The organism is Micromonospora sp. NPDC003816, assembly GCF_042874705.1.
GTDB lineage: Bacteria > Actinomycetota > Actinomycetes > Mycobacteriales > Micromonosporaceae > Micromonospora.
In genome coordinates, this window is record NZ_JBIANP010000004.1 from 374218 (window position 1) to 398179 (window position 23962).

The following is a 23962-nucleotide window of genomic DNA, read 5'->3' on the forward strand; positions in this document are numbered from 1 at the left end:
GTGTCGGCGGGAGCCCGTCGGTGGACCTCCACCGGCGGGCTCCCGCGTACGGTCAGTCGACCCGGAGTCGGTACCCGCGTTTGACGACCGTCTGCACCACCCGGGGGGCCTTCAGCCCGGCCCGGAGCCGGGCCACCGCCATCTCCACCGCGTGCTCGTCGGCGCCACGCGGCAGGGTCCGCAGCAGGGCGGTACGCGACAGCACCCGACCCGGTGTCTGGGCCAGTGCCCGCAGCACCGCCATCGGTGCCGGGGCCAGCGGTCTCAGGTCACCGTCCATCACCGCCGCGTGGCCCCGCAACGTGAGCAGGTGTCCGGCGGCCTTGATGGTGACCGTCCGGCGGGGCAACTCGTCGACGATGGTGCGGACCAGCGCACCCAACCTCGCCCGGCTCGGCGCGCTCACCGGCACGCCCCGGCGTACCAGCGGCTCGGCGGTGACCGGGCCGACGCAACTGGCCAGCACGTCACCGCGCAGGGCCTCCAGCACCGTCTCCGTCCGGTCACCGGCGGCCCGCAGCAACGCCTCCGCGGCCGGTGCCGAGGTGAACGTGACCGCGTCCACCAACCGGCTGGCCACCAGGTCGACCAGCCGGTGCAGCGGGGCCGGGTCGGTCGGCGGGGCCCACCGGTAGACCGGGATCTCGATGACCGTGGCACCGGCGTCCTCCAGAGCGCGGGTGCACTCCGGTTGCCGCTCGCCGTGCAACTGCATGGCGATCACCTGCCCGGCGACTCCCCGCCGACGCAGGTGGTCCACCACCTCGTCGCAGCTCTCCGACTCCGGGGACCACTGGTCGTGCAGCCCGGCGGCGCGGATCGCCCCCCGGGCCTTCGGCCCCCGGGCCACCACGTACGCGCCGCCGAGCACGGAGCGCAGCGGCTCGGCCAGGCCCCAGCCCTCGGCCGCCTCCAGCCACCCGCGCATGCCGATCCCGGTGTTGGCCATCAACACGTCCGGTGGCCGGTCGAGGCAGGTACGGGTCGCCTCGCGCAACTCGGTGTCGTCGGCGAGCGGCACGATCCGCAGGGCGGGAGCGAGCACCACCCGGGCACCGCGCCGTTGCAGTAGCGCGGCGAGTTCGTCCCGCCGTCGGTCGGCGGTCACCCCGATGGTGAAGCCGGCCAGTTCCTCGCCCATTCACCCCTCCTGTCGCAGCCGCACCTCGACCATGCCGTTCCGGCAACGGATCTCGTGCCGGGCCACGGCGACGCCGGGCAGGTCGAGACAAACCCCCGTGCGCAGGTCGTACACCTGCTTGTGCAGCGGCGAGGCGACCGTCGGCACGCCCTGCCGGCTGCCCACGATGCCCCGGGACAGCACGTACGCCTCGGCGACCGGGTCGCGGTTGTCGATCGCGTACAACCCGTCTCCGGTGCGGAAGACCGCCACCTGCACCCCGTCGACGAGGGCGGCGACGCCCCGGTCCGGGTCCAGCCGGTCCAGCGGGCAGACCACGTGCCAGCGCAGCGTCGTCGCGATGCTCATCGCCGTACCTCCGGCAGGCCGAGGGTGACCGGCTGGCGGCCGTCGGGTGCGGGTGGTCGGCCGCCGACCGGGACGGGTTGTCCGCGTTCGGTGGCGAAGGTGATCGACGGATCGGGTACGTCCGGCGCGTTCACGAAGGAGGTGAAGCGGCGCAGCCGGTCCGGGTCGTCGAGCACGTCCCGCCACTCGTCGGAGTAGGACGTGACGTGTCGGGCCATCGCGGCGTCCAGGTCCGCGCAGAGGCCGAGCGAGTCGTCGACGATCACCGAGCGGAGGTGGTCGAGCCCGCCCTCCATCGCCTCGATCCAGACGGCGGTGCGTTGCAGCCGGTCGGCGGTGCGGACGTAGTACATCAGGAACCTGTCGATCGTCCTGATCAGCGCCTCGGTGGAGAGGTCGGTGGCGAACAGGTCGGCGTGCCGGGGCCGGAAGCCTCCGTTGCCGCCGACGTAGAGGTTCCAGCCGGTCTCGGTGGCGATGATGCCGAAGTCCTTGCTGCGGGCCTCGGCGCATTCCCGGGCGCAGCCGGAGACCGCCGACTTGAGCTTGTGTGGCGCGCGGAGTCCCCGGTACCGCAGCTCCAGGGCGACGGCCAGTCCGACGGCGTCCTGCACCCCGTACCGGCACCAGGTGGAGCCGACGCAGGACTTCACCGTCCGCAGCGCCTTGCCGTACGCGTGCCCGGACTCGAAACCGGCGTCGACCAGCCGACGCCAGATCTGCGGCAACTGGTCGACCCGGGCGCCGAACAGGTCGATCCGCTGCCCGCCGGTGATCTTGGTGTAGAGCCGGAAGTCGCGGGCCACCTCACCGATCACGATCAGCTTCTCCGGGGTGATCTCCCCGCCCGGGATCCGCGGCACCACCGAGTAGCTGCCGTCCCGTTGCAGGTTCGCCAGGAAGTGGTCGTTGGTGTCCTGCAACGACGCCTGCTCGCCGTCGAGGATGTGCCCGTTGCCGAGCGAGGCGAGGATCGAGGCGACGACCGGCTTGCAGATGTCGCAGCCCCGCCCCCGGCCGTGCTCGGCGATCAGCCGGGAGAACGTCCGGATGCCGCGTACCCGGACGATGTCGAACAGCTCCTGCCGGCTGACGTCGAAGTGCTCGCACAACGCCCGGGACTGGACCACACCGGCCGCGTCGAGCAACTGTTTGAGCATCGGGACGCACGAACCGCAACTGGTGCCGGCCCGGGTGCACGCCTTCAGCGCCGGCACGTCCGGGCAGCCGCCCGCGATCGCCGCGTCGACGTCGCCCCGGGTGACCGCGTTGCAGGAACAGACCTGGGCGGACGCCGGCAGCGCGCCCGCCGTCGCGCCCGCCGCCTGCTCCGGGGCGAGCAACGCCAGCGGCGCGGCCGGCAACGGCCCGCCGACGCTGGCCCGCAACGTCGGGTACGCCGACGCGTCACCCACCAGCACGCCGCCGAGAAGCGTCGTCGCGTCGTCGGAGAGCACCAGTTTGGCGTAGACCCGGGTGGCCGGATCGGTCCAGGTCACGTCCAGGCAACCCGGCGTGGTGCCGTGCGCGTCACCGAAGGAGGCCACGTCGACGCCGAGCAGCTTCAGCTTGGTGGCGGTGTCCGCGCCCGGGAAGGTGGCCTCCCCGCCGACCAGCCGATCCGCCACCACCTTGGCCATCGCGTACCCGGGGGCGACCAGGCCGTAGCAGGTGCCCTGCACCGCCGCGCACTCGCCGACCGCGTAGATCCGCTCGTCGGAGGTGCGGCAGGCGTCGTCGACCAGCACCCCACCGCGCGGGCCGACCTCCAGTCCGGCCGCACGGGCCACCTCGTCGCGGGGACGGATGCCGGCGGCCACCACCACCACGTCGGCGTCGAGCAGCGTGCCGTCGGCCAGCTCCAGGCCGCCGACCGCACCGTCCGGGCCGGGTCGCAACGCGGTGGTCGCCACCCCCAGGTGACAGGCCACCCCCAACTCCTCGACGTAGCGGCGCAGCATCGCGCCACCGGCGGTGTCGACCTGCACCGGCATCAGCCGGGGCGCGAACTCCACCACGCGGGTGGCCAGACCGAGCAGGCGCAGCGCGTTCGCCGCCTCCAGGCCGAGCAGACCGCCGCCGATCACCGCGCCGGTGCGTCGGCCCCGGGCGTGCTCGCGGATCGCCGCGAGGTCGTCCAGCGTCCGGTAGACGAACACCCCCGGCAGGTCCGTACCCGCCACCGGCGGCACGAACGCCGACGACCCGGTGGCCAGGACCAGCACGTCGTACGGGTGCTCGCCGGTCGCCGTGGACACCACCCGACGGGCCCGGTCCACCCCGGTGGCCGCCTCGCCGAGGCGCAACTCGACGCCGTCGTGCGGGGTGTGCAGGTTCAACTCGTCCGCGTCGGCCCCGTCGAAGAACGCGGAGAGCCGCACCCGGTCGTACGCGGGTCGGGTCTCCTCGGCGAGGACGGTGACCCGCCACCGTCCCCCCGGGTCGCGTGACCGCACCGCGTCGACGAACCGTTGCCCGACCATGCCGTTGCCGATCACGACCACGTTGCCACCGGTCATCGTCCCACCTCCACCGGATCCGATCTGGACAACCAGTCGACGATGCCGGCGACCGCGTCGCGGCAACCGCCGCAGCCGGTCCCGGCCCTGGTCCGGGCGACGACCTCGTCGACGGTCCGGGCTCCGCCGCGCCAGCAGGCCACCAGCGCGCCCTTGCTGACCGTGTTGCACTGACACACCGTGGCCGCGTCCGGCATCAACGCCGGGGAGGCGGCCGGAGCCGCGACCGCACCACCGAGCGACCGGCCCAGCAGCAGCGCCCGTCGGTCGGCGGGGACCGGTTGACCCCGGTCGAACAACTGGACGACGGTGCCCACCGACGGGTTGTCGCCGAGCAGGATCGCGCCGGCCAGCCGCTCGTCGTGGATCCGCAACCGGGCGTACGTGCCACGGGCCGGGTCGGCGAAGGTCAGCTCCTCGCCCGGGCCGCCGGTCGGGTCGCCCATCGAGGCCAGGTCGATGCCGGCCGCCTTGAGCCGGGTCACCACCGGCCGGGGCCGGTACCGGGCCGACGGATCCTCGCCGGTCAGCAGGTGTGCGACCACCCGGGCCTGCGCCCAGGCCGGTGCCACCAGCCCCGTCGGCGCGGAGCCGTGCTGCGCGCAGTCGCCGATCGCCGAGACCCGTGGATCGCCGGTCCGCAGTCGGTCGTCGACCCGCACACCCCGGTCCACCGCCAGTCCGGCCGCCTCGGCCAGGGCGGTCTCCGGGCGTACCCCGCAGGCGAGCACCAGCAGGTCGGCGTCGAGGCACCGGCCGTCGGACAGCTCCAGGCGTACCCCGGAGGCGTCGGCCGCGAGCGCCGTCGGCGTGACGGCCAGATGGGTGGTCACCCCCAGGTCGGCGAGCGTACCGGCCAGCATCGTGGCGGCCACGGCGTCGAGCTGCCGCTCCATCAGGTACGGCACCCGGTGCACCACCGCGACGCCGAGCCCCCGGGCGGCGAGCCCCCGGGCCGCCTCCAGGCCGAGTAGCCCGCCCCCGAGCACCAGCGCCCGCCGGGCACCCCGGGCCGTCGCGATGATGCGCCGGCAGTCGTCCAGCGTGCGGAACGCGACCACCCGGTCCGGCAGGTGGGCCGCATCGAGACCGGGCAACGGCGGCACGACCGCCCGCGCACCCGTGGCGAGCACCAGATGGTCGTAACGGATCCGGTCGCCGTCGTCGGTGCGTACCTCCCGGGCGGCCCGGTCGACGGCCCGGACGGTGACCCCGGTGCGGACGTCGACCCCCCGCCCGGCCGCCTCCGCCAACTCCACGTCCAGCTCGCTGATCTTGCCGGTGAGCAGCGTGGACAACATGATCCGGTTGTACGCCCGATGCGGCTCCGCGCCGAGCACGGTGACCTTGAGGTCCCCGCCCCGCCCGCGCAGCTCGCTCGCCAACCGGGCACCGGCCATCCCGTTGCCGACCACGACCACCCGATCGCCGCTCATGGCAACACTCCGCTGCGCTCCGTGTCGCCATGAGGCTTGTCCGCGCTGTGCTGCTGATTCGCTCGCTGGTGCTCGCTCATGCCGTCACTCCGCTGCGCTGCGTGTCGCCATGAGGCTTGTCCGCGCTGTGCTGCTGATTCGCTCGCTGGTGCTCGCTCATGCCGTCACTCCGCTGCGCTGCGTGTCGCCTGGGGCGACCTTCTCCAGGCGGACGGCGCAGATCTTGAACTCGGGCATGCCGGAGATCGGGTCGACCGCGTCGTTGGTGACGGAGTTGGCCCGTGCCGCGCCGGCCCAGTGGAACGGCGCGAAGACGGTGTCCGGCCGGATCGCCGGACTCAGCCGGGCAGGCGCCCGGAACTCGCCTCGCCGGGAGACCACCCGGATCGGTTCGCCGTCGGCCACCCCGAGCCGATCGGCCAGATCCGGGTGCAGCTCCACGAACGCGTCGGGGGCGGCCCGGCGCAGCGCCGCCACCCGCCGGGTCTGTGTGCCGGACTGGTATTGGGCGAGTACCCGGCCGGTGGTGAAGTGCAGCGGGTACTCCGGACAGACCTCCTCGGCCGCCGGCCGGTGCTCCACCGGGTGGAACCGGGCCAGCCCGTCCGGGGTGGCGAAGCGGTCCGCGAAGAGTCGGGGCGAGTCCGGCCCGTCGCTGCGTGGGCAGGGCCAGAACACCCCGTCCGCCTCGTCGATGCGGTCCCAACTGATGCCGGCGTAGTCGGCGAGCCCGCCCGCCGAGGCCCGCCGCAGTTCCTCGAACACCGCCTGCGGATCGGCCTCCGGCGCACCCGCTCCCGCGTCGTCGCTCGCGTCCGCGCCGGGTGTTAGGAGGGGACCCTTGCTATGCACGAGGCGATAGGAAGGGGCCCTTCCTTTCAGAAGGTCCTCGATGGCGGCGAGGATGGCGAGGTCGGTGCGGACACCGGTCGGCGGGGGGCGGAGCGCGCGTCGGCGCAGCACCCGTCCCTCCAGGTTGGTCATGGTGCCGTCCTCCTCGGCCCACTGCGCCGTGGGCAGCACCACGTCGGCCAGCGCGGCGGTCTCGGAGAGCAGGAAGTCGGCGACGACGAGCAGGTCCAGGTCGCGCAGCCGGCTCTCGATCCGGGCCGCGCGCGGTGCGGAGACCACCGGGTTGGAGCCGAAGACCAGCAACGCCCGGGGTCCGTCCGCGGTGCCCAGTGAGTCCAGCAACCGGTACGCCGGCACGCCCGGACCGGGCAGCTCGTCCGCGGGTACGCCCCAGACCTCCGCGACGTGTGCCCGGGCCGCCGGATCGTCGATCCTGCGGTACCCGGGTAGCTGGTCGGCCTTCTGCCCGTGTTCCCGGCCGCCCTGGCCGTTGCCCTGCCCGGTCAGGCAGCCGTACCCGGAGCCGGGCCGGCCGGGCAGGCCGAGGGCGAGCGCCAGGTTGACGAAGGCGGTGACCGTGTCGACGCCCTTGGCGTGCTGTTCGGCGCCTCGGGCGGTGAGGATGATCGCCCGTTCGGCGGTGCCGAGGGCGCGGGCGGTCGCCTCCAGGTCGGCCACGGGTACGCCGGATAGCGCCTCGGCCCGAGCCGGCCACCAGCCCGCCACGGTACGGCGTACGTCGGTGAAACCGTTGGTGCGGGTGGCGACGTACGACCCGTCGACGTAGCCCTCGGTCAGCACGGTGTGCAGCAGTGCGTTGGCCACCGCCAGGTCGGTGCCGGGCAGGGGTTGCAGGTGCAGGTCGGCCTGCCGGGCGGTGGCGGTGGCGCGCGGGTCGATCACGATCAGCGTGCCGCCGCGTTCCCGCTGTTCGGTGAGCCAGCGCACCAGCGGTGGCATCGTCTCGGCCGGGTTCGCGCCGACCAGCAGCAGGGTGTCCGCCCGGCCCAGGTCGGCGAGCGGGAACGGCAGTCCCCGGTCGACGCCGAAGGCCCGCATCCCGGCTGCGGCGGCCGAGGACATGCAGAACCGTCCGTTGTAGTCGATGTGTCGGGTACGCAGCGCCACGCGGGCGAACCTGCCCAGTGCGTACGCCTTCTCGTTGGTGAGCCCGCCGCCGCCGAAGACGGCGACGGCGTCGCGGCCGTGCCGCTGCTGCACCTCGCCGAGCCCGGTGACGATGCGGTCCAGCGCCGCCTCCCAGCTCGCCGGTACGAGTCGACCGGTGGCCGGGTCGCGCAGCAGCGGGGTGGTCAGCCGGTCGGGGTGGTCGAGCAGCTCGGCGGAGGTCCAGCCCTTCTGGCAGAGGCCGCCCCGGTTGGTCGGGAAGTCCCGGGGGTGTACGGAGATCCGGTCCTCGTCCTGGCGCAGGGTCATGCCGCACTGGAGGGCGCAGTACGGGCAGTGCGTCGCCACCTCCCGGGGTGTTTCCCCCGATCGAGTCGCCGACCGTGCACCGTCTGTCATGTCGGCAAAGCGTGCCGTTGGGCGGTTTCCGGTCGGCGTCCCGTTTGTTTCGGCCCTGTCAAGAGCACCTCACACCGCACGTCGGCTGCGCGCGGGGTCGAGAGGTCTACAATATGGAACGAAAATCCTGTCATGTGGGAAGTGTGCGCGACGGCGACGGATCGGGGGATCGACATGGATGTGGCTCAGGCGTTCGACGCGGTGGCCGGCAGCTACGACGCCGCGCGGCGGCGACTGGTGCCCTGTTTCGACGGGTTCTACGGCACGGCCGTCGAGGTCGTCGAGCCGGCGTTGCGTGCCGCCCGCGCCGCCGGGCGTACCCCCGAGGTGTTGGATCTGGGCGCCGGCACCGGTCTGCTGTCGTCGCTGGTCGCCGCCGCCGTGCCCGGAGTCCGACTGACCCTCGTCGACGCCGCGCCGAAGATGCTGGCCGTCGCCGCCGACCAGCTCACCAGCCGTGGCGTGCCGCACCGGGTGGTGGTGGCCGACCTGACCGACCCGCTGCCCGACGGGCGCTACGACGCGGTGGTCAGCGCGCTCGCCGTCCACCACCTCGACGACGCCGGAAAGCGGGACCTCTACCGGCGGGCCGCCGAGGCGCTGGTGCCCGGAGGCGTCTTCGTCAACGCCGAACAGGTCGCCGGCCCCACCGCCGAGCTGGACCGGCGTTACCACGAGGTCTGGCTGGCCCAGATCACCGCGCGCGGCTCCGACGCCGACGAGATCGCCGCCGCCGCGCAGCGGATGGCGTACGACCGGCCGGCGTCCGTGGGGGAGCAGTGTCGTTGGCTGTCCGACGCGGGGCTGACCGACGTGGACTGCTTCTTCAAGGCGTGGCGGTTCGCGGTCTTCGGCGGCCGTGCCCCGGGTGCCAACGGCCCGTCCGGCGACAGCTCGCGGTACTCGACGGATGACTGATGGTCATACCAGCGGGTAGTCTGACCGGCATGACAGCCAAGGTGACTCTGTCGTTCTCCGACGAGACGATCGCGGAGGCCAGGCGGTTCGCCAAGCGCGAAGGGCTCTCCCTGTCGGCCTGGATGGATCAGGCTGCCCGGGAGAAGGCCCTGCGTGAGGTCTTCGCGGCGCACGCCGCGGCAGTCGGGCGGGCCGGACTGGACCTGGAGTCGGCCTCGCTGGCCGACGCGCAGGAGGTGGGCATGGTCGACGACCTGCTCTTCGGTGGTCGCCCGCGTGCTGCGTAGGGGCGAGGTCTGGCGGATCGCCGGGGCTCGCGAGCGGCTCGGGCTCGTGATCAGCTCGGATGTCTACAACTCCACCGCGGTGCCCATCGTGATCGTCGCCGAGGTGGTCGAGGCGGCGCTGCTGCGCGACTCGCCCCTGGCGGTGCCGATGGGCGGCTGGGTGGTCATGCCGGACCGGATCTCGTCTCCGATGAAGAAGTGGTTCGCCGAGTGCGTGGACGTCGCCGACATCGAGACCATGCGCCGGATCGACCGGGCGCTGCGCATCCTCCAGCAGCTCTGACCGTTCCTCACCACCGGCGCGCGGCGCCGGTGCGTTCCCCGTTGCGCCGTCGACCCCGAGGGCGAACGCCACGGTAACGCTCGATTCCTAGCTTCGGCGCCATGACCACCACGAGCACGCGCCCCGAGGTTATCGAGGCCACGCAGGACCTGGACCGCAGGCCCGGTCGCTGGATCGGGCACTGGACGCCGGAGGATCCGGGATTCTGGCGTACCACCGGCAGTCGGATCGCCCGACGCAACCTCATCTGGTCGATCTTCGCGGAACACATCGGTTTCTCGGTGTGGCTGCTGTGGAGCATCGTCGTCGTCCGGCTCGGCGACGCCGGGTGGCAGTTGACCACCAGCCAGGCGCTCTGGCTGACCGCCGTACCGAGCGGGGTGGGGGCGCTGCTGCGGTTGCCGTACACCTTCGCCGTGCCGGTCTTCGGCGGACGGAACTGGACGGTCGTCTCCGCGCTGCTGCTGATCGTGCCCTGCGCCGGCCTGGCCTGGGCGGTCGAGCATCCGGAGATCGGGTTCCTGCCGTTGCTGCTGATCGCCGCCAGCGCCGGTCTCGGCGGCGGCAACTTCGCCTCCAGCATGGCGAACATATCCTTCTTCTACCCCGAACGTGAGAAGGGCTGGGCGCTGGGCCTCAACGCGGCCGGTGGCAACATCGGGGTCGCGGTGGTGCAGTTCGTGGTGCCGCAGGTGATCGTGCTCGGCGGCGGGCTCGTGCTGGCCCGCGCCGGACTGATGTACGTCCCGCTCGCGGTGATCGCCGCCGTCTGCGCGTACCTCTTCATGGACAACCTGGTCGAGGCCAAGGCCGACGTGGGGCCGGTCTGGTCGTCGCTGCGGCACCGGGACACCTGGATCATGTCCCTGCTCTACATCGGCACCTTCGGCTCGTTCATCGGCTACTCGGCGGCCTTCCCGACGCTGCTCACCTCGGTGTTCGGCCGGCCGGACACCGCGCTGGCCTGGGCGTTCCTCGGCGCTGCGGTCGGCTCGTTCTGCCGGCCCTTCGGCGGTCGCCTGGCCGACGTCGTCGGCGGTGCCCGGGTCACGGTGGTCAGCTTCGTGCTGATGGCCGCCGGTGCGCTGGCCGCCCTCTGGTCGGTGGAGCGGCGCAGCATGGGTGTCTTCTTCGCGGCCTTCCTGCTGCTCTTCGTCGCCACCGGGGTGGGCAACGGCTCGACCTACCGGATGATCAGCAAGATCTTCCGGGTCAAGGGCGAGGACCTGGGCGGTACGCCGGAGGTGATGCTGGCGATGCGTCGGCAGGCCGCCGGTGCGCTGGGCATCATCTCCGCGGTCGGCGCCTTCGGCGGTTTCCTGGTGCCGATCTGTTACGCCTGGGCCCGGTCGACCTACGGCGGGATCCAGCCGGCCCTGCGCTTCTATGTCGGTTTCTTCCTGGTGTTGCTGGCGGTCACCTGGGTGGCGTACCTCCGGCCGGGGTCCCGGATGGCGCGGGCACGGGTCTGAGGGGGTATTGTCCCTCCATCCGGCGCGCCCGCCGGACCCCCGTTTTGACCGGCCGACGGGGCTACGGGTATCGTTGCCTGCTGTTGTACGACATCTGTGGGCGTGCCGCCTGAGGTACGCTTGGTCGTTCGTGCGCGCTGATCCGACCGGGAAGCCCTGGTCACCTCGGCGCGCTACCCCAGACCGACGACGAGACAAGGTAGACCTGTGCGTACGTACAGCCCGAAGCCGGGTGAGATCGAGCGTCAGTGGCACGTCATCGACGCCTCTGATGTCGTGCTGGGCCGCTTGGCCACCCACGCCGCCACGCTGCTGCGGGGCAAGCACAAGCCGACTTTCGCGCCGCACGTCGACACGGGCGACTTCGTCGTCATCGTGAACGCGGGCAAGGTCGCGCTGACCGGCAACAAGCGGCAGCAGAAGATCGCCTACCGCCACTCCGGCTACCCGGGCGGCCTGAAGCAGGTCGGTTACGAGGAGCTGCTCGCCAAGCGCCCCGACCGGGCCATCGAGCTGGCTGTCAAGGGGATGCTCCCGCACAACAAGCTGGGCCGTCAGCTGATCAAGAAGCTGAAGGTCTACGCCGGTGCCGAGCACCCGCACGGCGCGCAGCAGCCGGCGCCGTTCGAGATCAAGCAGATCGCGCAGTGAGCGCGGGCGAAGGAAGCAGCATGACCGACATCACCGCCACCGAGGTCGCCCCCGAGGCCACCGAGGCGCCGGCGCCCGTCGCCCGCGCGCCTCGTGGTGACCGCCCGATCCAGACCGTGGGTCGGCGCAAGGAGGCCATCGTCCGAGTCCGGATCGTGCCGGGCACCGGCAAGATCACGTGCAACGGACGCGACCTGGAAGCCTACTTCCCGAGCAAGGTGCACCAGCAGCTGATCAAGGACCCGCTGGTCACCGCCGAGAAGCCCGAGGCCTTCGACGTGATCGCCAACCTGCGGGGCGGCGGCACCACCGGCCAGGCCGGCGCGCTGCGGCTGGCCATCGCGCGGGCGCTGATCGTCAACGAGCCCGACGACCGCCCGGCCCTCAAGAAGGCCGGCTTCCTGACCCGTGACGCGCGGGTCAAGGAGAGCAAGAAGTACGGCCTCAAGAAGGCCCGTAAGGCTCCCCAGTACTCGAAGCGCTGATCTCCAGCCGCACCTTGTACTTCTGACGGACGGCCGGTCCGCCTCCCCTCGACCCGGGGAGGTGGACCGGCCGTCCGCTTTTCACCTGTAACGGCAGTTTCATCGGAGGTTGGTGGGTATGGGCCGGTTGTTCGGCACGGACGGCGTACGCGGGCGGGCGAACGTCGACCTCACCCCGGAGTTGGCGCTCTCGGTGGCCGTCGCGGCCGCCCACACCCTCGCCGAGTCGGATCGCAGTCACGCTCCGATCGCCGTGGTCGGCCGGGACACCCGCGCCAGCGGCGAGATGCTGGAGGCGGCCGTGGTGGCCGGACTGACCAGCGCCGGAGCGACCGTGGTCCGGGTCGGCGTGCTGCCCACCCCGGCGGTGGCGTTCCTCACCGCCGAGGCCAAGGCGGATCTCGGGGTGATGCTCTCCGCCTCGCACAACCCGATGCCGGACAACGGGATCAAGCTCTTCGCGGCTGGTGGGCACAAGCTGCCCGACGAGATCGAGATGCGGATCGAGGCGGCCATCGAGGCCAACGCCACCACCGCCTGGACGCGGCCGGTCGGTGCGGGAGTGGGCCGCGTACACGACCTGCTCGACGGCGCCGACCACTACGTGCAGCACCTGGCGGGCACCGTGCCGCACCGGCTCGACGGGATCAAGGTCGTGGTGGACTGCGCCAACGGCGCCGCCGCCGAGGTCGCCCCGGCCGTGTACCGCGAGGCGGGCGCAGAGGTCGTCGCGATCTACGCCGAGCCGGACGGGCTCAACATCAACGACGGGTGCGGCTCGAACCACATCGCCGCCCTGCAACAGGCCGTGGTCGAGCACGGCGCACACCTCGGTATCGCGCACGACGGCGACGCCGACCGCTGCGTGGCGGTCACCGCCGACGGCGACGAGGTCGACGGCGACCAGGTGATGGCGATCCTGGCGCTGGCCATGCGGGAGGCCGGCACGCTGACCGGGGACACCCTGGTCGCCACCGTGATGAGCAACCTCGGCCTGCGCCTGGCCATGTCCGCCGAGGGCATCCGGCTGATCGAGACCAAGGTGGGCGACCGGTACGTGCTGGAGGAACTGCGCGCCTCCGGGCTGGCGCTCGGCGGTGAGCAGAGTGGACACATCGTCATGCCCGCGTACGCCACCACCGGCGACGGGGTGCTGACCGGGCTGCACCTGATGGCCCGGATGGCCGCCACCGGCCGGACCCTGGCGGACCTCGCGGCGGTGGTGACCAAGCTGCCGCAGGTGCTGATCAACGTGCCGGTGGGTGACCGCACCGTCGGTGCCGCCGCGCCCGCCGTCCGCGCCGAGGTGGAACGCGCCGAGGCCGAGCTGGGCGAGACGGGACGGGTGCTGCTGCGCCCCTCGGGCACCGAGCCGCTGGTGCGGGTGATGGTCGAGGCGGCCACCGAGGCGACCGCACGGAAGGTCGCCGAGCGGATCGCCGAACAGGTCCGCACGGCCAGCCCGGCCTGACCGACGCGACGGCCGGTACACACGGCAGGGCGGCCGTGGTGCCCCCTGCTCACCTGGTCGGCGGCGCGCCGTCGGGCCCGGACGCGGTGACCGCCGGGTCAGGCGTGCGCGCCTGCCCGGCGTAGCCGGGCCACCGCCTCGGTCAGCACCTCCGGGCGTTTGCAGAACGCGAACCGCACCAGCCGCCGGCCGGCCTCCGGGTCGTCGTAGAAGACCTGGGTGGGTACGGCCACCACGCCGCAGCGCTCCGGCAGCGTCCGGCAGAAGTCGACGCCGTCGGTGCCGCCGAGGGCGGTGATGTCGGCGGTGACGAAGTACGTCCCCTCCGGCGTGAGCACGTCGAAGCCGGCGTCGCCGAGCCCGCTGATCAACTGGTCGCGGCGGGCCTGCATGCCGTCTCGGAAGTCGGTGAAGTAGGCGTCGGGCAGGGCGAGGGCCACCGCGACCGCAGGTTGCAGTGGCGCCGCGTTGACGAAGGTGAGGAACTGCTTGACCCGCAGCACCGCCGAGACGAGTGCCGCCGGACCGCTGACCCAGCCCACCTTCCAGCCGGTGCAGGAGAACGTCTTGCCGGCCGACGAGACGCGGAGCGTGCGCTCGCGCATGCCGGGCAGCGTGGCCAGCGGGACGTGCCCGGTCGACGCGTCGGTGAAGACCAGGTGCTCGTACACCTCGTCGGTGACCGCGTACGCGCCGTGCTCCTGGCACAGCTCGGCGATCAGCGACAACTCGGCCGGGGTGAAGACCTTGCCGGTCGGGTTGTGCGGGGAGTTCAGCAGCACCAGTCGGGTCCGCGGCCCGAACGCGGCCCGCAGGTCCGCCGGGTCGAAGGCGTACCGCCCGTCGTCGCCGGGCCGCAGCGTGACCGGTCGCCGGACGGCTCCGGCCAGCGTGACCGAGGCGGCGTACGAGTCGTAGTAGGGCTCGAAGCAGACCACCTCGTCGCCCGGCTCGCAGAGACCGAGGATCGCGGCGGCGATCGCCTCGGTGGCGCCCGCCGTGATCACGATCTCGCCGTCCGGGTCGTACTCCAGGCCCCAGAACCGGCGCTGGTGTGCCGCCACGGCGGCGCGCAGCTCCGGTACGCCGGGGCCGGGTGGGTACTGGTTGCGGCCGGCCCGCAGCGCCTCGGCGGCGGCGGCGAGCATCTCGGGCGGGCCGTCGGTGTCCGGGAAACCCTGTCCGAGGTTGACCGCGCCGGTACGCACGGCCAGAGCGGACATCTCGGCGAAAACCGTCGTCCCGAACGGGCGCATCCGGCTCACCAGGGGGTCGACATCGGTGCTCGTCACACGGTCAGGGTACGGCTGGGCCCGGTCGTCCTGCCCGCCCCCGCTTGCGTGCGAGGTGACACCGATCACCGTGTAGCGCTAATCGCTCAAATTCAGTGATTGTTTACCCGGCTTTCGCGCAGACATCGTGAGCGGATCTGGTTAGGCTGCCTCCCATGTGTGGAATCGTGGGGTACGCCGGCAGTCGGCCGGCGCTCGGTATCGTGCTCGACGGACTGCGGCGGCTGGAGTACCGCGGCTACGACTCGGCGGGTGTCGCCGTGGTCTGCGACGGGCAGCTGCTGACCGAGAAGAAGGCCGGCAAGCTGGCCAACCTGGAGAAGGTGCTCTCCGAGCGTGCCGCCGAGGACCCGGCCGGCTGCGGAGCCAGCCCGATCGGCATCGGCGACGGCACCACCGGCATCGGGCACACCCGGTGGGCCACCCACGGCGGCCCCACGGACCGCAACGCGCACCCGCACCTGTCACCCGACGGCGGGGTCGCGGTGATCCACAACGGCATCATCGAGAACTTCGCCAAGCTCCGCACCGAGCTGGAGGACGACGGCGTCCAGTTCGTCAGTGACACCGACACCGAGTGCGCCGCGCACCTGCTCGCCAAGGCCCTGGCCGAGCTGCGGGCCGCCGGCCACCCGGACGGGCCGCAGTTGCTCGCCGCCGCCATGCGGGTGGTCTGCCAGCGGCTGGAGGGTGCCTTCACGCTGCTCGCGGTGGACGCCGGGGTGCCCGGAGCCGTCGTCGGCGCGCGTCGCAACTCGCCCCTGGTGGTGGGGCGCGGCAACGGGGAGAACTACCTCGCCAGCGACGTCGCCGCGTTCATCGAGTACACCCGCGAGGCGGTCGAGCTGGGCCAGGACCAGATCGTCCTGATCACCGCCGACACCATCGAGATCACCGACTTCGCCGGTCAGCCCGCCAGCGGCAAGGACTTCCACATCGACTGGGACTCCTCGGCCGCCGAGAAGGGCGGCTACGACTGGTTCATGCTCAAGGAGATCGAGGAGCAGCCCCAGGCCGTCGCCGACACGCTGCTGGGCCGGCTGACCGAGAGCGGCGAGATCATGCTCGACGAGGTCCGCCTCAGCGACCAGGACCTGCGCGACGTCGACAAGATCTTCATCGTCGCCTGCGGCACCGCGTACCACTCCGGCATGGTCGCCAAGTACGCCATCGAGCACTGGACCCGGATCCCCTGCGAGGTGGAACTGGCCAGCGAGTTCCGGTACCGCGACCCGGTGCTGGACCGCTCCACCCTGATCGTGGTGATCTCGCAGTCCGGCGAGACCATGGACACCCTGATGGCGCTGCGGCACGCCAAGGAGCAGAAGGCCCGGGTGCTGGCCATCTGCAACACCAACGGCTCCACCATCCCCCGGGAGTCCGACGCGGTGCTCTACACCCACGGCGGTCCGGAGATCGCCGTCGCCTCGACCAAGGCGTTCCTCACCCAGTTGGTCGCCTGCTATCTGATCGGGCTGCACCTGGCCCAGGTGCGGGGGATCAAGTTCGCCGACGAGGTGGCGGCCGTGGTCGATCAGCTCCACCAGGTGCCGGACAAGCTGCGGGAACTGCTCGGCCGGATCGAGCCGGTCCGGGAGCTGGCCCGGGAGCTGAAGTCCGCGCCGACGGTGCTGTTCATCGGCCGGCACGTCGGCTACCCGGTGGCGCTGGAGGGTGCGCTCAAGCTCAAGGAGCTGGCGTACATGCACGCCGAGGGCTTCGCGGCGGGTGAACTCAAGCACGGCCCGATCGCGCTGATCGACCAGGGCACCCCGGTGATCTGCGTGGTGCCGTCCCCGGTCGGTCGCGGACTGCTGCACGACAAGATCGTCTCCAACATCCAGGAGGTACGCGCCCGGGGCGCCCGCACCATCGTGATCGCCGAGGAGGGCGACGAGGCGGTCGTCCGCTACGCCGACCATCTGATCTACGTGCCGCGTACCCCGACGCTGCTCGCCCCACTGGTGACCACCGTGCCGTTGCAGGTGCTCGCGGCCGAGATCGCCGCCGCCCGGGGGCACGACGTCGACCAGCCGCGCAACCTGGCCAAGTCCGTCACCGTGGAGTAGCACGGGGCGCTCACCGGCCGAGCACCACTCGCGCCATACCGTCCAACGCGGGGTTGGCCGGATCCCAGTAGCCGGTGTGACCGTACCGGCCACTGGGGAACGTCCGACCTCCGAAACCCGGCTCGGCCGGGTCGCGCCCGAACCAGCGTTCGTCGTCCGACCCGGCCAGCCAGTCCAGGACCGTGCCGACCGGCGAGGCGCCGAGTACCGCCTGCCGGGCCAGCTCGTCCGGTGGGCGGGTCAGCCGGATCACGTCGTCCGGCGCGGTGCTGGCCCACACCTGCTCGGGCGGGACGCCCAGCTCGGAGGCGTGTCCCACACCGACGCCGGGCGAGCCGACGAAGACCAGCGCGTCCGCGGCGAGCCCATGGTCCCGGGCAGCGGTCCCGACCACCAGCGACCCGTAGCTGTGCCCGAGCACCGTCTGCCGGGCCGGTGGCCCGTCGTGGGTGGCCCGCAGTCCCTCCTGGAACCGGTGCAGCGCCTCGCCCGCGTCCCGGGCCTGCCCGTCCCGGGCCGCCTCGTGCAGGAAGTCCGGGGCGTCGTAGTCCAGCCAGAGCACCGCCGAGGTCTCCTGGCCCGGTGCCAGGTCGGCGCAGCGGGACAGCACCCGGGCCGCCCGGCCCAGCTCGCCGGTGGCGTCGTCCAGCCCGGCGGTCATCCCCGGCACGTACGTCACCACGCCGGTGGCGCGGTCCGGGTCGCCCAGCGCCACCACCGTGCGTCCTTCGCCGCCCACGTCCAACCCGAGCAGGTACGCCCGGGGTGACCCCGTCGCGTCGAGCCGGGTGGCGAGCGCGTCCAGCCCGGTCAGTGCGGCGTCCACCGCGCGCAGCCCGGCCACCTCCGCCGGACCGCGCGGCACCCGGGCCAGCAGCCGTTCCCACCGTGCCCGGAGTTCCTCCCGCCGGATGCCCAGCAGCGAGCGGTTGGCCTGGTCCCGGTCGGCGGCCGGCACCCCGTCGAGGCGACCGACCAGCTCCGGCTCGTGCAGCACCAACCAGCGACGCTGTGCCGTGCTGAGCCCGGTCCACCACTGGCGTACCCGGGCGGGGTCGGTGTGCGGGGCGGGTCGGCCCGGCGGAGGCGGGACCACCCAACCGGCGGCGGCGTCCCGCGACAACTGCCCGAGGCGTCCGGCGGCCTCTCGGTCGGCCGCCCCGGCCAGGTCGAGTGCGTCCCGCAGGCCGGTGGCCACCGGGGTCACCGTGGCGGCGGCCCGCTCCGGCGGCACCCGCGCCGGGTCGGGGCGCACCCGACCCGACCGGTCGATCAGCACACCGGTGGCGGCGGCCAGCGCCACGGCCGAGGAGAGCCGGGCGCGGGCCGCCGCGAGGCGGGCGGAGAACCCGGCGAGCACCTGGTCGACCTCGACGGCGGCCGGGACGAGCGCGGTCAGCTCGGTCCGCAGCCCGGTCAGGCGGGCCCCGGCCGAGCCGGCGGCCCGCCCGGACCAGCCGGTGCGCAGTGCCGCCGCACCGTCGGCGAGTTCGTCGGCCCGCCGACCGGCGAGCCCGGCCAGGCCGGCCCACGCGGTGCCGGTGCTCCGCCAGCCGGCCGGGTCGGCCGTGGAGAGCTGGACGTACCCGACGGCGCTCGGCCGGGTCGGCGTCGCGCCGGTCACCGGGTCACCGCGGAGAAGCGGGTGGCGGCCCGACCGTCCACCGACTCGTACGCCCCGGCGGCGGCGCGGACCGCGTCCCCGGTCTCCGCCACCTCCGCGCCGAGCCGCCCGCACCAGGTGCGTACCGACGTCTCCAGTGCGGCCAGCGCTCCCGCCGCCGACCACTGGCGGTCCGGTGCCGCCAACCCCGGCACGCCCGCCGGCCCGAGGGCCAGCCGGTAGGCGGTGTCGCCCAGCGTCCGCCCCACCCGGTGCAGCGTCTCCGGCCGCACGGTCAACTCCTCCTGCGCCATCGGCCCCTCCCGTCCTCGACTCCCGCCCGGCGCAGACGCTAGGCGGGGCCGGGCCCCGGAGGCGGCCCCTGTGGACGACGGCCGGGTACGCCCGCCGCCGTCGTCCACAGGGGCCGTCGGGTATGTGGACAAGGGCTATCCTGCGGCCCGCCCGCCGGTAGGGTGGCCGCGTGATCGTCGGCACCGATCGCGTGCGGGACGCGGGAGACGGGGTGTGACATGCGGCCGGTCTGGCGGGTGGCGGAGGTCCGGGCGGCCGAGAGCGCACTGATGGCCGAGCTGCCTCCCGGCACGCTGATGCAGCGCGCCGCCGCCGGGCTGGCCCGCCGCTGCGCGTTGCTGCTCGCCGACCGGGGCGGGGTGTACGCGGCACCGGTGCTGCTGCTCGTCGGCTCCGGCGACAACGGCGGCGACGCCCTGTACGCGGGCGCCCGGCTGGCCCGGCGGGGTGCGGCCGTGTCGGCGCTGCTGCTCGCCCCGGACCGGGTGCACGCGGCGGGGCTGGCGGCGTTGCGGGCCGCCGGTGGTCGGGTCGTGGCGCGCCCGCCGGCAACGGTCGACCTGGTGCTCGACGGGATCGTGGGCATCGGCGGGCGCGGCGGGCTGCGGGAGACCGCCGAGCAGTTGGCGGCGAGCCTGTCGCGGCAGCACGGGCGCGACGGTGGTCGCGCGACGGTGGTGGCGGTGGACGTGCCCAGCGGTGTCGAGGTGGACACCGGCGCGGTGCCGTTGACCTCGTCCGGTCGCCCCGAGGCGGTGCGGGCCGACGTGACGGTGACCTTCGGCGCCTGGAAGCCGGCTCTGGCGGTCGGCCCCGCCGCCGCGCTCGCCGGGCAGGTGGAGCTGGTCGACATCGGGCTGGGGCCGTGGTTGCGGGGCAGCCCGGCGCTGCACGTCGTGGAGGAGCCCGACGTGGTCGACTGGTGGCCCCGGCTCGGCGCGGCCTCGGAGAAGTACACCCGGGGCGTGGTCGGGGTGGCCACCGGGTCGGCGACGTACCCGGGTGCGGGGGTGCTCTCGGTCGGCGGCGCGCTCGCCGGGCCGACCGGCCTGGTCCGCTACGCGGGGGGTGCCCGCGAGGAGGTGGTGCGCCGCTACCCGTCGGTGATCGCCACCGATCGGGTCGTCGACGCGGGTCGGGTGCAGGCGTGGGTGTGCGGATCGGGCCTGGGCACGGACGACCGGGCCGCCGCCGAGCTGCGGACGGTGCTCGCCGCGCCGGTGCCGGTGGTGCTGGACGCCGACGCGCTGACGCTGCTGGTCGACGGTCGGCTCGCCGACCGGCTCCGGCAGCGCGACGCGCCCATCGTGATCACTCCGCACGATCGGGAGTTCACCCGGCTCTGCGGCGAGGAGCCCGGCGCGGACCGGGTCGCCGCGACGCTGCGGCTGGCCGCCTGGACGAACGCCGTGGTGCTGCTCAAGGGGAACCGCACGGTGATCGGCACGCCGGACGGCCGGGCGTACGTCAATCCGACCGGCACCCCGGCCCTGGCCACCGGCGGCACCGGGGACGTCCTGGCCGGGCTGCTCGGTGCGCTGCTCGCGTCCGGCCTGCCGGCGGAGCGGGCCGCCGCGGCGGCGGCGTACCTGCACGGGCTGGCCGGTCGGGAGGCGGCGCGGGGCGGTCCGGTGGCCGCCGCCGACGTGGCCGACGCGCTGCGGCCGGTGCTGGCCCGGATCACCTGACCCGTCGTCGCGGGACTCGCCCGACACCCCGTCCTCGGCCGGGGGCGACCCCGGGTGATCAGCGCGGAAGTAGGGTGGGGGGCATGTGGCAGGCCGAGGTACGCGTCGACCTCGACGCGATCCGGGAGAACGTGGACCGGTTGCGCACCGGCACCGGCGCCGAGTTGATGGCGGTGGTGAAGGGTGACGGCTACGGCCACGGCATGGTCCCGGCCGCCCGCGCCGCGTTGGAGGCGGGCGCGGACTGGCTCGGGGTCTGCACCCTGGACGAGGCGTTGGCCCTGCGGGCGGCGGGCATCGACGCCCCCGTGCTGGCCTGGCTGCTGGCGCCCGGGCTGCCGCTGCACACCGGCGTCGCGGCCGGCGTCGACCTGGGGGTGGCGAGCCTTCCGCAGCTCGACGAGATGGTCGGGGCGAGCCGACGCGCGGAACGTCCGGCCCGGCTGCACCTCAAGATCGACACTGGGTTGGCCCGGGGCGGCGCGACCGTCGCCGACTGGCCGGCGCTGCTCGACGCCGCCGCCAAGGCCCAGGCCGACGGGCTGGTCGAGGTGGTCGGGGTGTGGAGCCACTTCGTCTACGCCGACCTGCCCGGACACCCCACCACGGACCGGCAGTTGGCGGTCTTCCACGAGGGGCTGGCCATGGTCGAGCGGGCCGGACTGCGCCCGCGCTACCGGCACCTGGCCAACTCGGCGGCCACGCTGACCCGGCCCGACACCCACTTCGACCTGGTCCGCCCCGGGCTGGCCGTGTACGGCCTCTCACCGGTGGCCGGACAGACGTACGGGCTGCGGCCGGCGATGACCGCGCGGGCCCGGGTGATGCTGACCAAACGGGTACCGGCCGGCGCCGGTGTCTCCTACGGGCACACCTATCTCACCGAGCGCGACGCGACGCTGGCCGTGGTGCCCCTGGGCTACGCCGACGGGGTGCCCCGGCACGCCTCCGGCACCGGCCCGGTGCAACTCGGCGGCCGGCGGCGGACCGTCGCCGGTCGGGTCTGCATGGACCAGTTCGTGCTGGACTGCGGCGACGATCCGGTGGTCGCCGGTGACGTGGTCACCCTCTTCGGCGACGGCGCGGACGGTGCGCCCACCGCCGACGACTGGGCCGAGGCGGTCGGCACCATCAACTACGAGATCGTCACCCGGTTCGGCAGCACCCGGGTGCCCCGTGTCTACGACGGCGGGTCGGCGTGAGGGTCCCCCGACCGCGTACCGCCGCCGGCCGGGCCGCCGGGCTGGTCGGTGCGGCACTCGGCGTGGCCGCCGCCGGGCTCGCCGCCGGTGTCGCCACGGAACGGGCCCTGGTCCGCCGGCTCAAGGCCGACCCGGCCGATCCGTACGTCGACGAGGTCTTCGGCGAGCAGCACTACGACGCGGCGCACCGGTTGGAGCTGCCCGACGGCACCGACGTGCACGTCGAGGTGGTCGAGCCGATCCGTCCGGTCGCGGGCAACCCGACGGTCGTGCTGGTGCACGGTTTCTGCCTGGACATGGGCACCTTCCACTTCCAGCGCAAGATGCTGGCCGGGCGGGGCGAGCACCGGATCGTGGCGTACGACCAGCCCGGTCACGGCCGTTCGGGGCGGTTGGAGGGCGGCGAGTACGACCTTGTCGCGCTCGGCCACACGCTGCGCCGGGTGATCGACGAGGTGGCACCGGACGGGCCGCTGGTCCTGATCGGGCACTCGATGGGCGGCATGACCATCATGTCGCTGGCCGAGCTGTACCCGGAGATGTTCGACGACCGGGTGGTGGGCACGGTGCTGATGGCCACCTCCGGCGGTCTGCTGGCGGAGACGAAGCTGGTCGCGCCCGCTCTGCTCGGGCGCGTCGGCGCGCCGGTGCTCTACACGGCCGGCTACGTCACCCGCTACGGCGGGACGGTGATCGACCGGGCCCGCAAGTCCACCAGCAACGTGGCCTGGCTGCTCACCCGCAGGTACGGCTTCGGCACCCGTAAGCCGAGCCCGTCGCTGGTGTCGTACGTGGAGGAGATGAACTCGCGTACCTCGGCCGACACGGTGACCCGCTATCTGCGTACGCTGGCGACGCACTCGCGGTTCCCGGCGCTGGCCGCGTTGGAGGACACGCCGGTGTTGGTGATCGTCGGAGACAAGGACATGATCACGCCGGTGACGCATTCCGAGGAGATCGTCCGGCGGCTGCCGCACGCCGAGTTCGTCAAGATCCACGACAGTGGGCACGTGGTGATGCTGGAGCACGCCGACGAGGTCAACATCGCGGTCAGCCGCTTCCTCGACTCGTGCGAGCGGGACCGCCCGTGACCCGTTTCGAGCTGCCGACCGTCGCGGACACGCACGCCTTCGGGCGGCGCCTCGCGCGGCTGCTGCGCGCCGGTGACCTGGTGCTCCTGACCGGGCCGCTGGGTGCCGGCAAGACCGCGTTGACCCAGGGGATCGGTGCCGGGCTGGGCGTGCTCGGCGACATCACCTCGCCGACCTTCGTGATCGCCCGGGTGCACCGGCCGGACCCGGCGACCGGACGCGGGGTGGCGTTGGTGCACGCCGACGCGTACCGCCTGGGTGCCGCGAGCGACCCCCGGGCCGAGATCGACGACCTGGACCTGGACGCCTCGGTGGAGGACTCGGTCACCGTGGTCGAGTGGGGCGAGGGGCTGGTCGAGCAGCTGGTCGACGCACACCTGCGGATCCAGATCGACCGGCGTGACGACGACACCCGGGTCGTCGGGCTGGAGCCGGTCGGTGGCGACTGGGCGGCCCGGCTGGCCGAGTTGACCGTCCCGCGCTGACCGCCCTGCGCCGAACGCTGTCGTACCCACTGCCTACAGTGCCCGGAAACGTTCCGACCGGTGAAAGGCCGCCGATGCCCGACGACACCCCCGCCCTCGACCTGCCGGCCCTGCTTCCCGAGGCGTGGCGCGAGGTGCTCGCCCCGCACCTCGACCCGGCCCGCACGGCCGCGTTGGCCGACTTCGTCGCCGGGGAGTACGCGACCCAGACGGTCTTCCCGCCGGTCGAGGACCTCTTCTCCGCCTACCGACTCTGCGCGCCGTCGGCCTGCCGGGTGCTGATCCTCGGGCAGGACCCCTATCACCGGGTCGGCCAGGCGCACGGGTTGAGTTTCAGCGTGCGCGAGGGGGTCTCGGTGCCGCCGTCGTTGCGCAACGTCTTCAAGGAGTTGGGCGAGGACCTGGGCGTGCCCAAGCCGCGCAGCGGCAACCTGGACGGCTGGGCGGCACAGGGGGTGCTGCTGCTCAACTCGGTGTTGACGGTGCGGCAGGGCACTCCCGGCTCGCACGCCAACCGGGGGTGGGAGGAGTTCACCGACGCCACCATCCGGGCGCTGGACGCCCAGGAGTCGCGCGTGGTGTTCCTGCTCTGGGGTGGCTACGCGCGCAAGAAGGCGGCGCTGGTCACCAATCCGCAGCACGTGGTGCTGGAGGCGGGCCACCCCAGCCCGATGAACCCGCGTGGCTTCCTCGGCAGCCGGCCGTTCAGCGCGGCCAACAAGGCCCTCGCCGACGCCGGCCTGCCCACCGTCGACTGGGAGCGCACCGCCGGTTGAGCCGTTGGTGATCCGAGGTGCCCCTTCACATCCCCGTGCGGCGACGTGAAG

The 23962-nt window shown here is 73.3% G+C and carries 20 protein-coding genes and 2 pseudogenes; 13 read left to right on the plus strand and 9 right to left on the minus strand.

Translation table 11 applies throughout. The annotated features are described in order from the left end of the window. Positions 1–52: 52 nt before the first annotated feature. From ACFYTT_RS17455 to ACFYTT_RS17480, 6 genes and pseudogenes are all read right to left on the minus strand, one after another. Positions 53–1141: a uroporphyrinogen-III synthase gene (locus ACFYTT_RS17455; protein ID WP_131055218.1), complete on the minus strand. Its 1089-nt coding sequence runs from the start codon at positions 1139–1141 to the stop codon at positions 53–55. Next, positions 1142–1489 (minus strand): nitrite reductase small subunit NirD, encoded by a 348-nt coding sequence (nirD, locus tag ACFYTT_RS17460; RefSeq protein WP_131055220.1) that lies wholly within the window; start codon positions 1487–1489, stop codon positions 1142–1144. Further along, positions 1486–4008, minus strand: a complete 2523-nt coding sequence (gene nirB, locus ACFYTT_RS17465) for a nitrite reductase large subunit NirB (protein ID WP_387260312.1) — start codon at positions 4006–4008, stop codon at positions 1486–1488. Before nirB ends, nirD begins: the two co-directional genes overlap by 4 nt. Next, on the minus strand, positions 4005–5444 hold the full coding sequence (locus ACFYTT_RS17470; protein WP_176095228.1) for an FAD-dependent oxidoreductase: 1440 nt from the start codon (positions 5442–5444) through the stop codon (positions 4005–4007). The genes nirB and ACFYTT_RS17470 overlap by 4 nt, the downstream gene beginning before the upstream one ends. A 156-nt stretch (positions 5445–5600) precedes the next feature. Then, positions 5601–6233 (minus strand): annotated as a pseudogene (locus tag ACFYTT_RS17475) (molybdopterin oxidoreductase family protein); the annotation flags it as partial. A gap of 98 nt (positions 6234–6331) precedes the next feature. Continuing rightward, positions 6332–7823 (minus strand): annotated as a pseudogene (locus ACFYTT_RS17480) (molybdopterin oxidoreductase family protein); the annotation flags it as partial. A 174-nt stretch (positions 7824–7997) separates the two neighbouring features. Between ACFYTT_RS17480 and ACFYTT_RS17485 the strand changes: the two are divergent. The 7 genes from ACFYTT_RS17485 to glmM all read left to right on the plus strand — a co-directional run bounded on the left by ACFYTT_RS17485 (position 7998) and on the right by glmM (position 13390). Then, complete coding sequence (locus tag ACFYTT_RS17485; RefSeq protein ID WP_131053667.1) at positions 7998–8741, plus strand: class I SAM-dependent methyltransferase; 744 nt, start codon at positions 7998–8000, stop codon at positions 8739–8741. After that, the gene (locus tag ACFYTT_RS17490; RefSeq protein ID WP_387260316.1) at positions 8741–9028 is read left to right on the plus strand and encodes a hypothetical protein; all 288 of its coding nucleotides are present in this window, start codon (positions 8741–8743) and stop codon (positions 9026–9028) included. Before ACFYTT_RS17485 ends, ACFYTT_RS17490 begins: the two co-directional genes overlap by 1 nt. Next, positions 9006–9311: a hypothetical protein gene (locus ACFYTT_RS17495; protein ID WP_387260319.1), complete on the plus strand. Its 306-nt coding sequence runs from the start codon at positions 9006–9008 to the stop codon at positions 9309–9311. Before ACFYTT_RS17490 ends, ACFYTT_RS17495 begins: the two co-directional genes overlap by 23 nt. Positions 9312–9412: 101 nt before the next feature. Then, on the plus strand, positions 9413–10783 hold the full coding sequence (locus ACFYTT_RS17500; RefSeq protein ID WP_387260322.1) for a NarK family nitrate/nitrite MFS transporter: 1371 nt from the start codon (positions 9413–9415) through the stop codon (positions 10781–10783). A 207-nt stretch (positions 10784–10990) separates the two neighbouring features. Continuing rightward, positions 10991–11434: a 50S ribosomal protein L13 gene (gene rplM, locus ACFYTT_RS17505; protein WP_131053671.1), complete on the plus strand. Its 444-nt coding sequence runs from the start codon at positions 10991–10993 to the stop codon at positions 11432–11434. Positions 11435–11454: 20 nt separating this feature from the next. Next, the gene (gene rpsI, locus ACFYTT_RS17510) at positions 11455–11919 is read left to right on the plus strand and encodes a 30S ribosomal protein S9 (protein WP_102658823.1); all 465 of its coding nucleotides are present in this window, start codon (positions 11455–11457) and stop codon (positions 11917–11919) included. Between the two features lie 118 nt (positions 11920–12037). Further along, the gene (gene glmM, locus ACFYTT_RS17515; protein ID WP_131053672.1) at positions 12038–13390 is read left to right on the plus strand and encodes a phosphoglucosamine mutase; all 1353 of its coding nucleotides are present in this window, start codon (positions 12038–12040) and stop codon (positions 13388–13390) included. 98 nt (positions 13391–13488) lie between these two features. Here the strand turns inward: glmM and ACFYTT_RS17520 are convergent, their stop codons facing one another. Continuing rightward, complete coding sequence (locus tag ACFYTT_RS17520) at positions 13489–14682, minus strand: pyridoxal phosphate-dependent aminotransferase (RefSeq protein WP_131053673.1); 1194 nt, start codon at positions 14680–14682, stop codon at positions 13489–13491. A gap of 155 nt (positions 14683–14837) precedes the next feature. Between ACFYTT_RS17520 and glmS the strand changes: the two genes are divergently transcribed. Continuing rightward, complete coding sequence (gene glmS, locus ACFYTT_RS17525) at positions 14838–16751, plus strand: glutamine--fructose-6-phosphate transaminase (isomerizing) (protein WP_131053674.1); 1914 nt, start codon at positions 14838–14840, stop codon at positions 16749–16751. Positions 16752–16761: 10 nt separating this feature from the next. Here the strand turns inward: glmS and ACFYTT_RS17530 are convergent, their stop codons facing one another. Together ACFYTT_RS17530 and ACFYTT_RS17535 are read right to left on the minus strand one after the other, a co-directional pair. Then, positions 16762–18375: an alpha/beta hydrolase gene (locus ACFYTT_RS17530; RefSeq protein WP_176095224.1), complete on the minus strand. Its 1614-nt coding sequence runs from the start codon at positions 18373–18375 to the stop codon at positions 16762–16764. Further along, positions 18372–18668 (minus strand): hypothetical protein, encoded by a 297-nt coding sequence (locus ACFYTT_RS17535; protein WP_387260328.1) that lies wholly within the window; start codon positions 18666–18668, stop codon positions 18372–18374. Before ACFYTT_RS17535 ends, ACFYTT_RS17530 begins: the two co-directional genes overlap by 4 nt. 219 nt (positions 18669–18887) lie before the next feature. Between ACFYTT_RS17535 and ACFYTT_RS17540 the strand changes: the two genes are divergently transcribed. From ACFYTT_RS17540 to ung, 5 genes are all read left to right on the plus strand, one after another. Then, a complete protein-coding gene (locus ACFYTT_RS17540) occupies positions 18888–20357 on the plus strand; it encodes an NAD(P)H-hydrate dehydratase (protein WP_176095222.1) in 1470 nt (489 codons plus the stop codon). A gap of 83 nt (positions 20358–20440) precedes the next feature. Beyond that, positions 20441–21559 carry an alanine racemase gene (gene alr, locus ACFYTT_RS17545; RefSeq protein WP_176095221.1) on the plus strand — a complete coding sequence of 373 codons (1119 nt, stop codon included), beginning with the start codon at positions 20441–20443 and terminating at the stop codon, positions 21557–21559. Further along, complete coding sequence (locus ACFYTT_RS17550) at positions 21556–22650, plus strand: alpha/beta fold hydrolase (RefSeq protein ID WP_176095220.1); 1095 nt, start codon at positions 21556–21558, stop codon at positions 22648–22650. The genes alr and ACFYTT_RS17550 overlap by 4 nt, the downstream gene beginning before the upstream one ends. After that, positions 22629–23135, plus strand: coding sequence for a tRNA (adenosine(37)-N6)-threonylcarbamoyltransferase complex ATPase subunit type 1 TsaE (gene tsaE / locus ACFYTT_RS17555; RefSeq protein ID WP_131055872.1), 507 nt, complete (start codon positions 22629–22631; stop codon positions 23133–23135). Before ACFYTT_RS17550 ends, tsaE begins: the two co-directional genes overlap by 22 nt. Before the next feature lie 74 nt (positions 23136–23209). Beyond that, positions 23210–23911 carry a uracil-DNA glycosylase gene (gene ung / locus ACFYTT_RS17560; RefSeq protein WP_131055874.1) on the plus strand — a complete coding sequence of 234 codons (702 nt, stop codon included), beginning with the start codon at positions 23210–23212 and terminating at the stop codon, positions 23909–23911. Positions 23912–23962 lie beyond the last annotated feature (51 nt).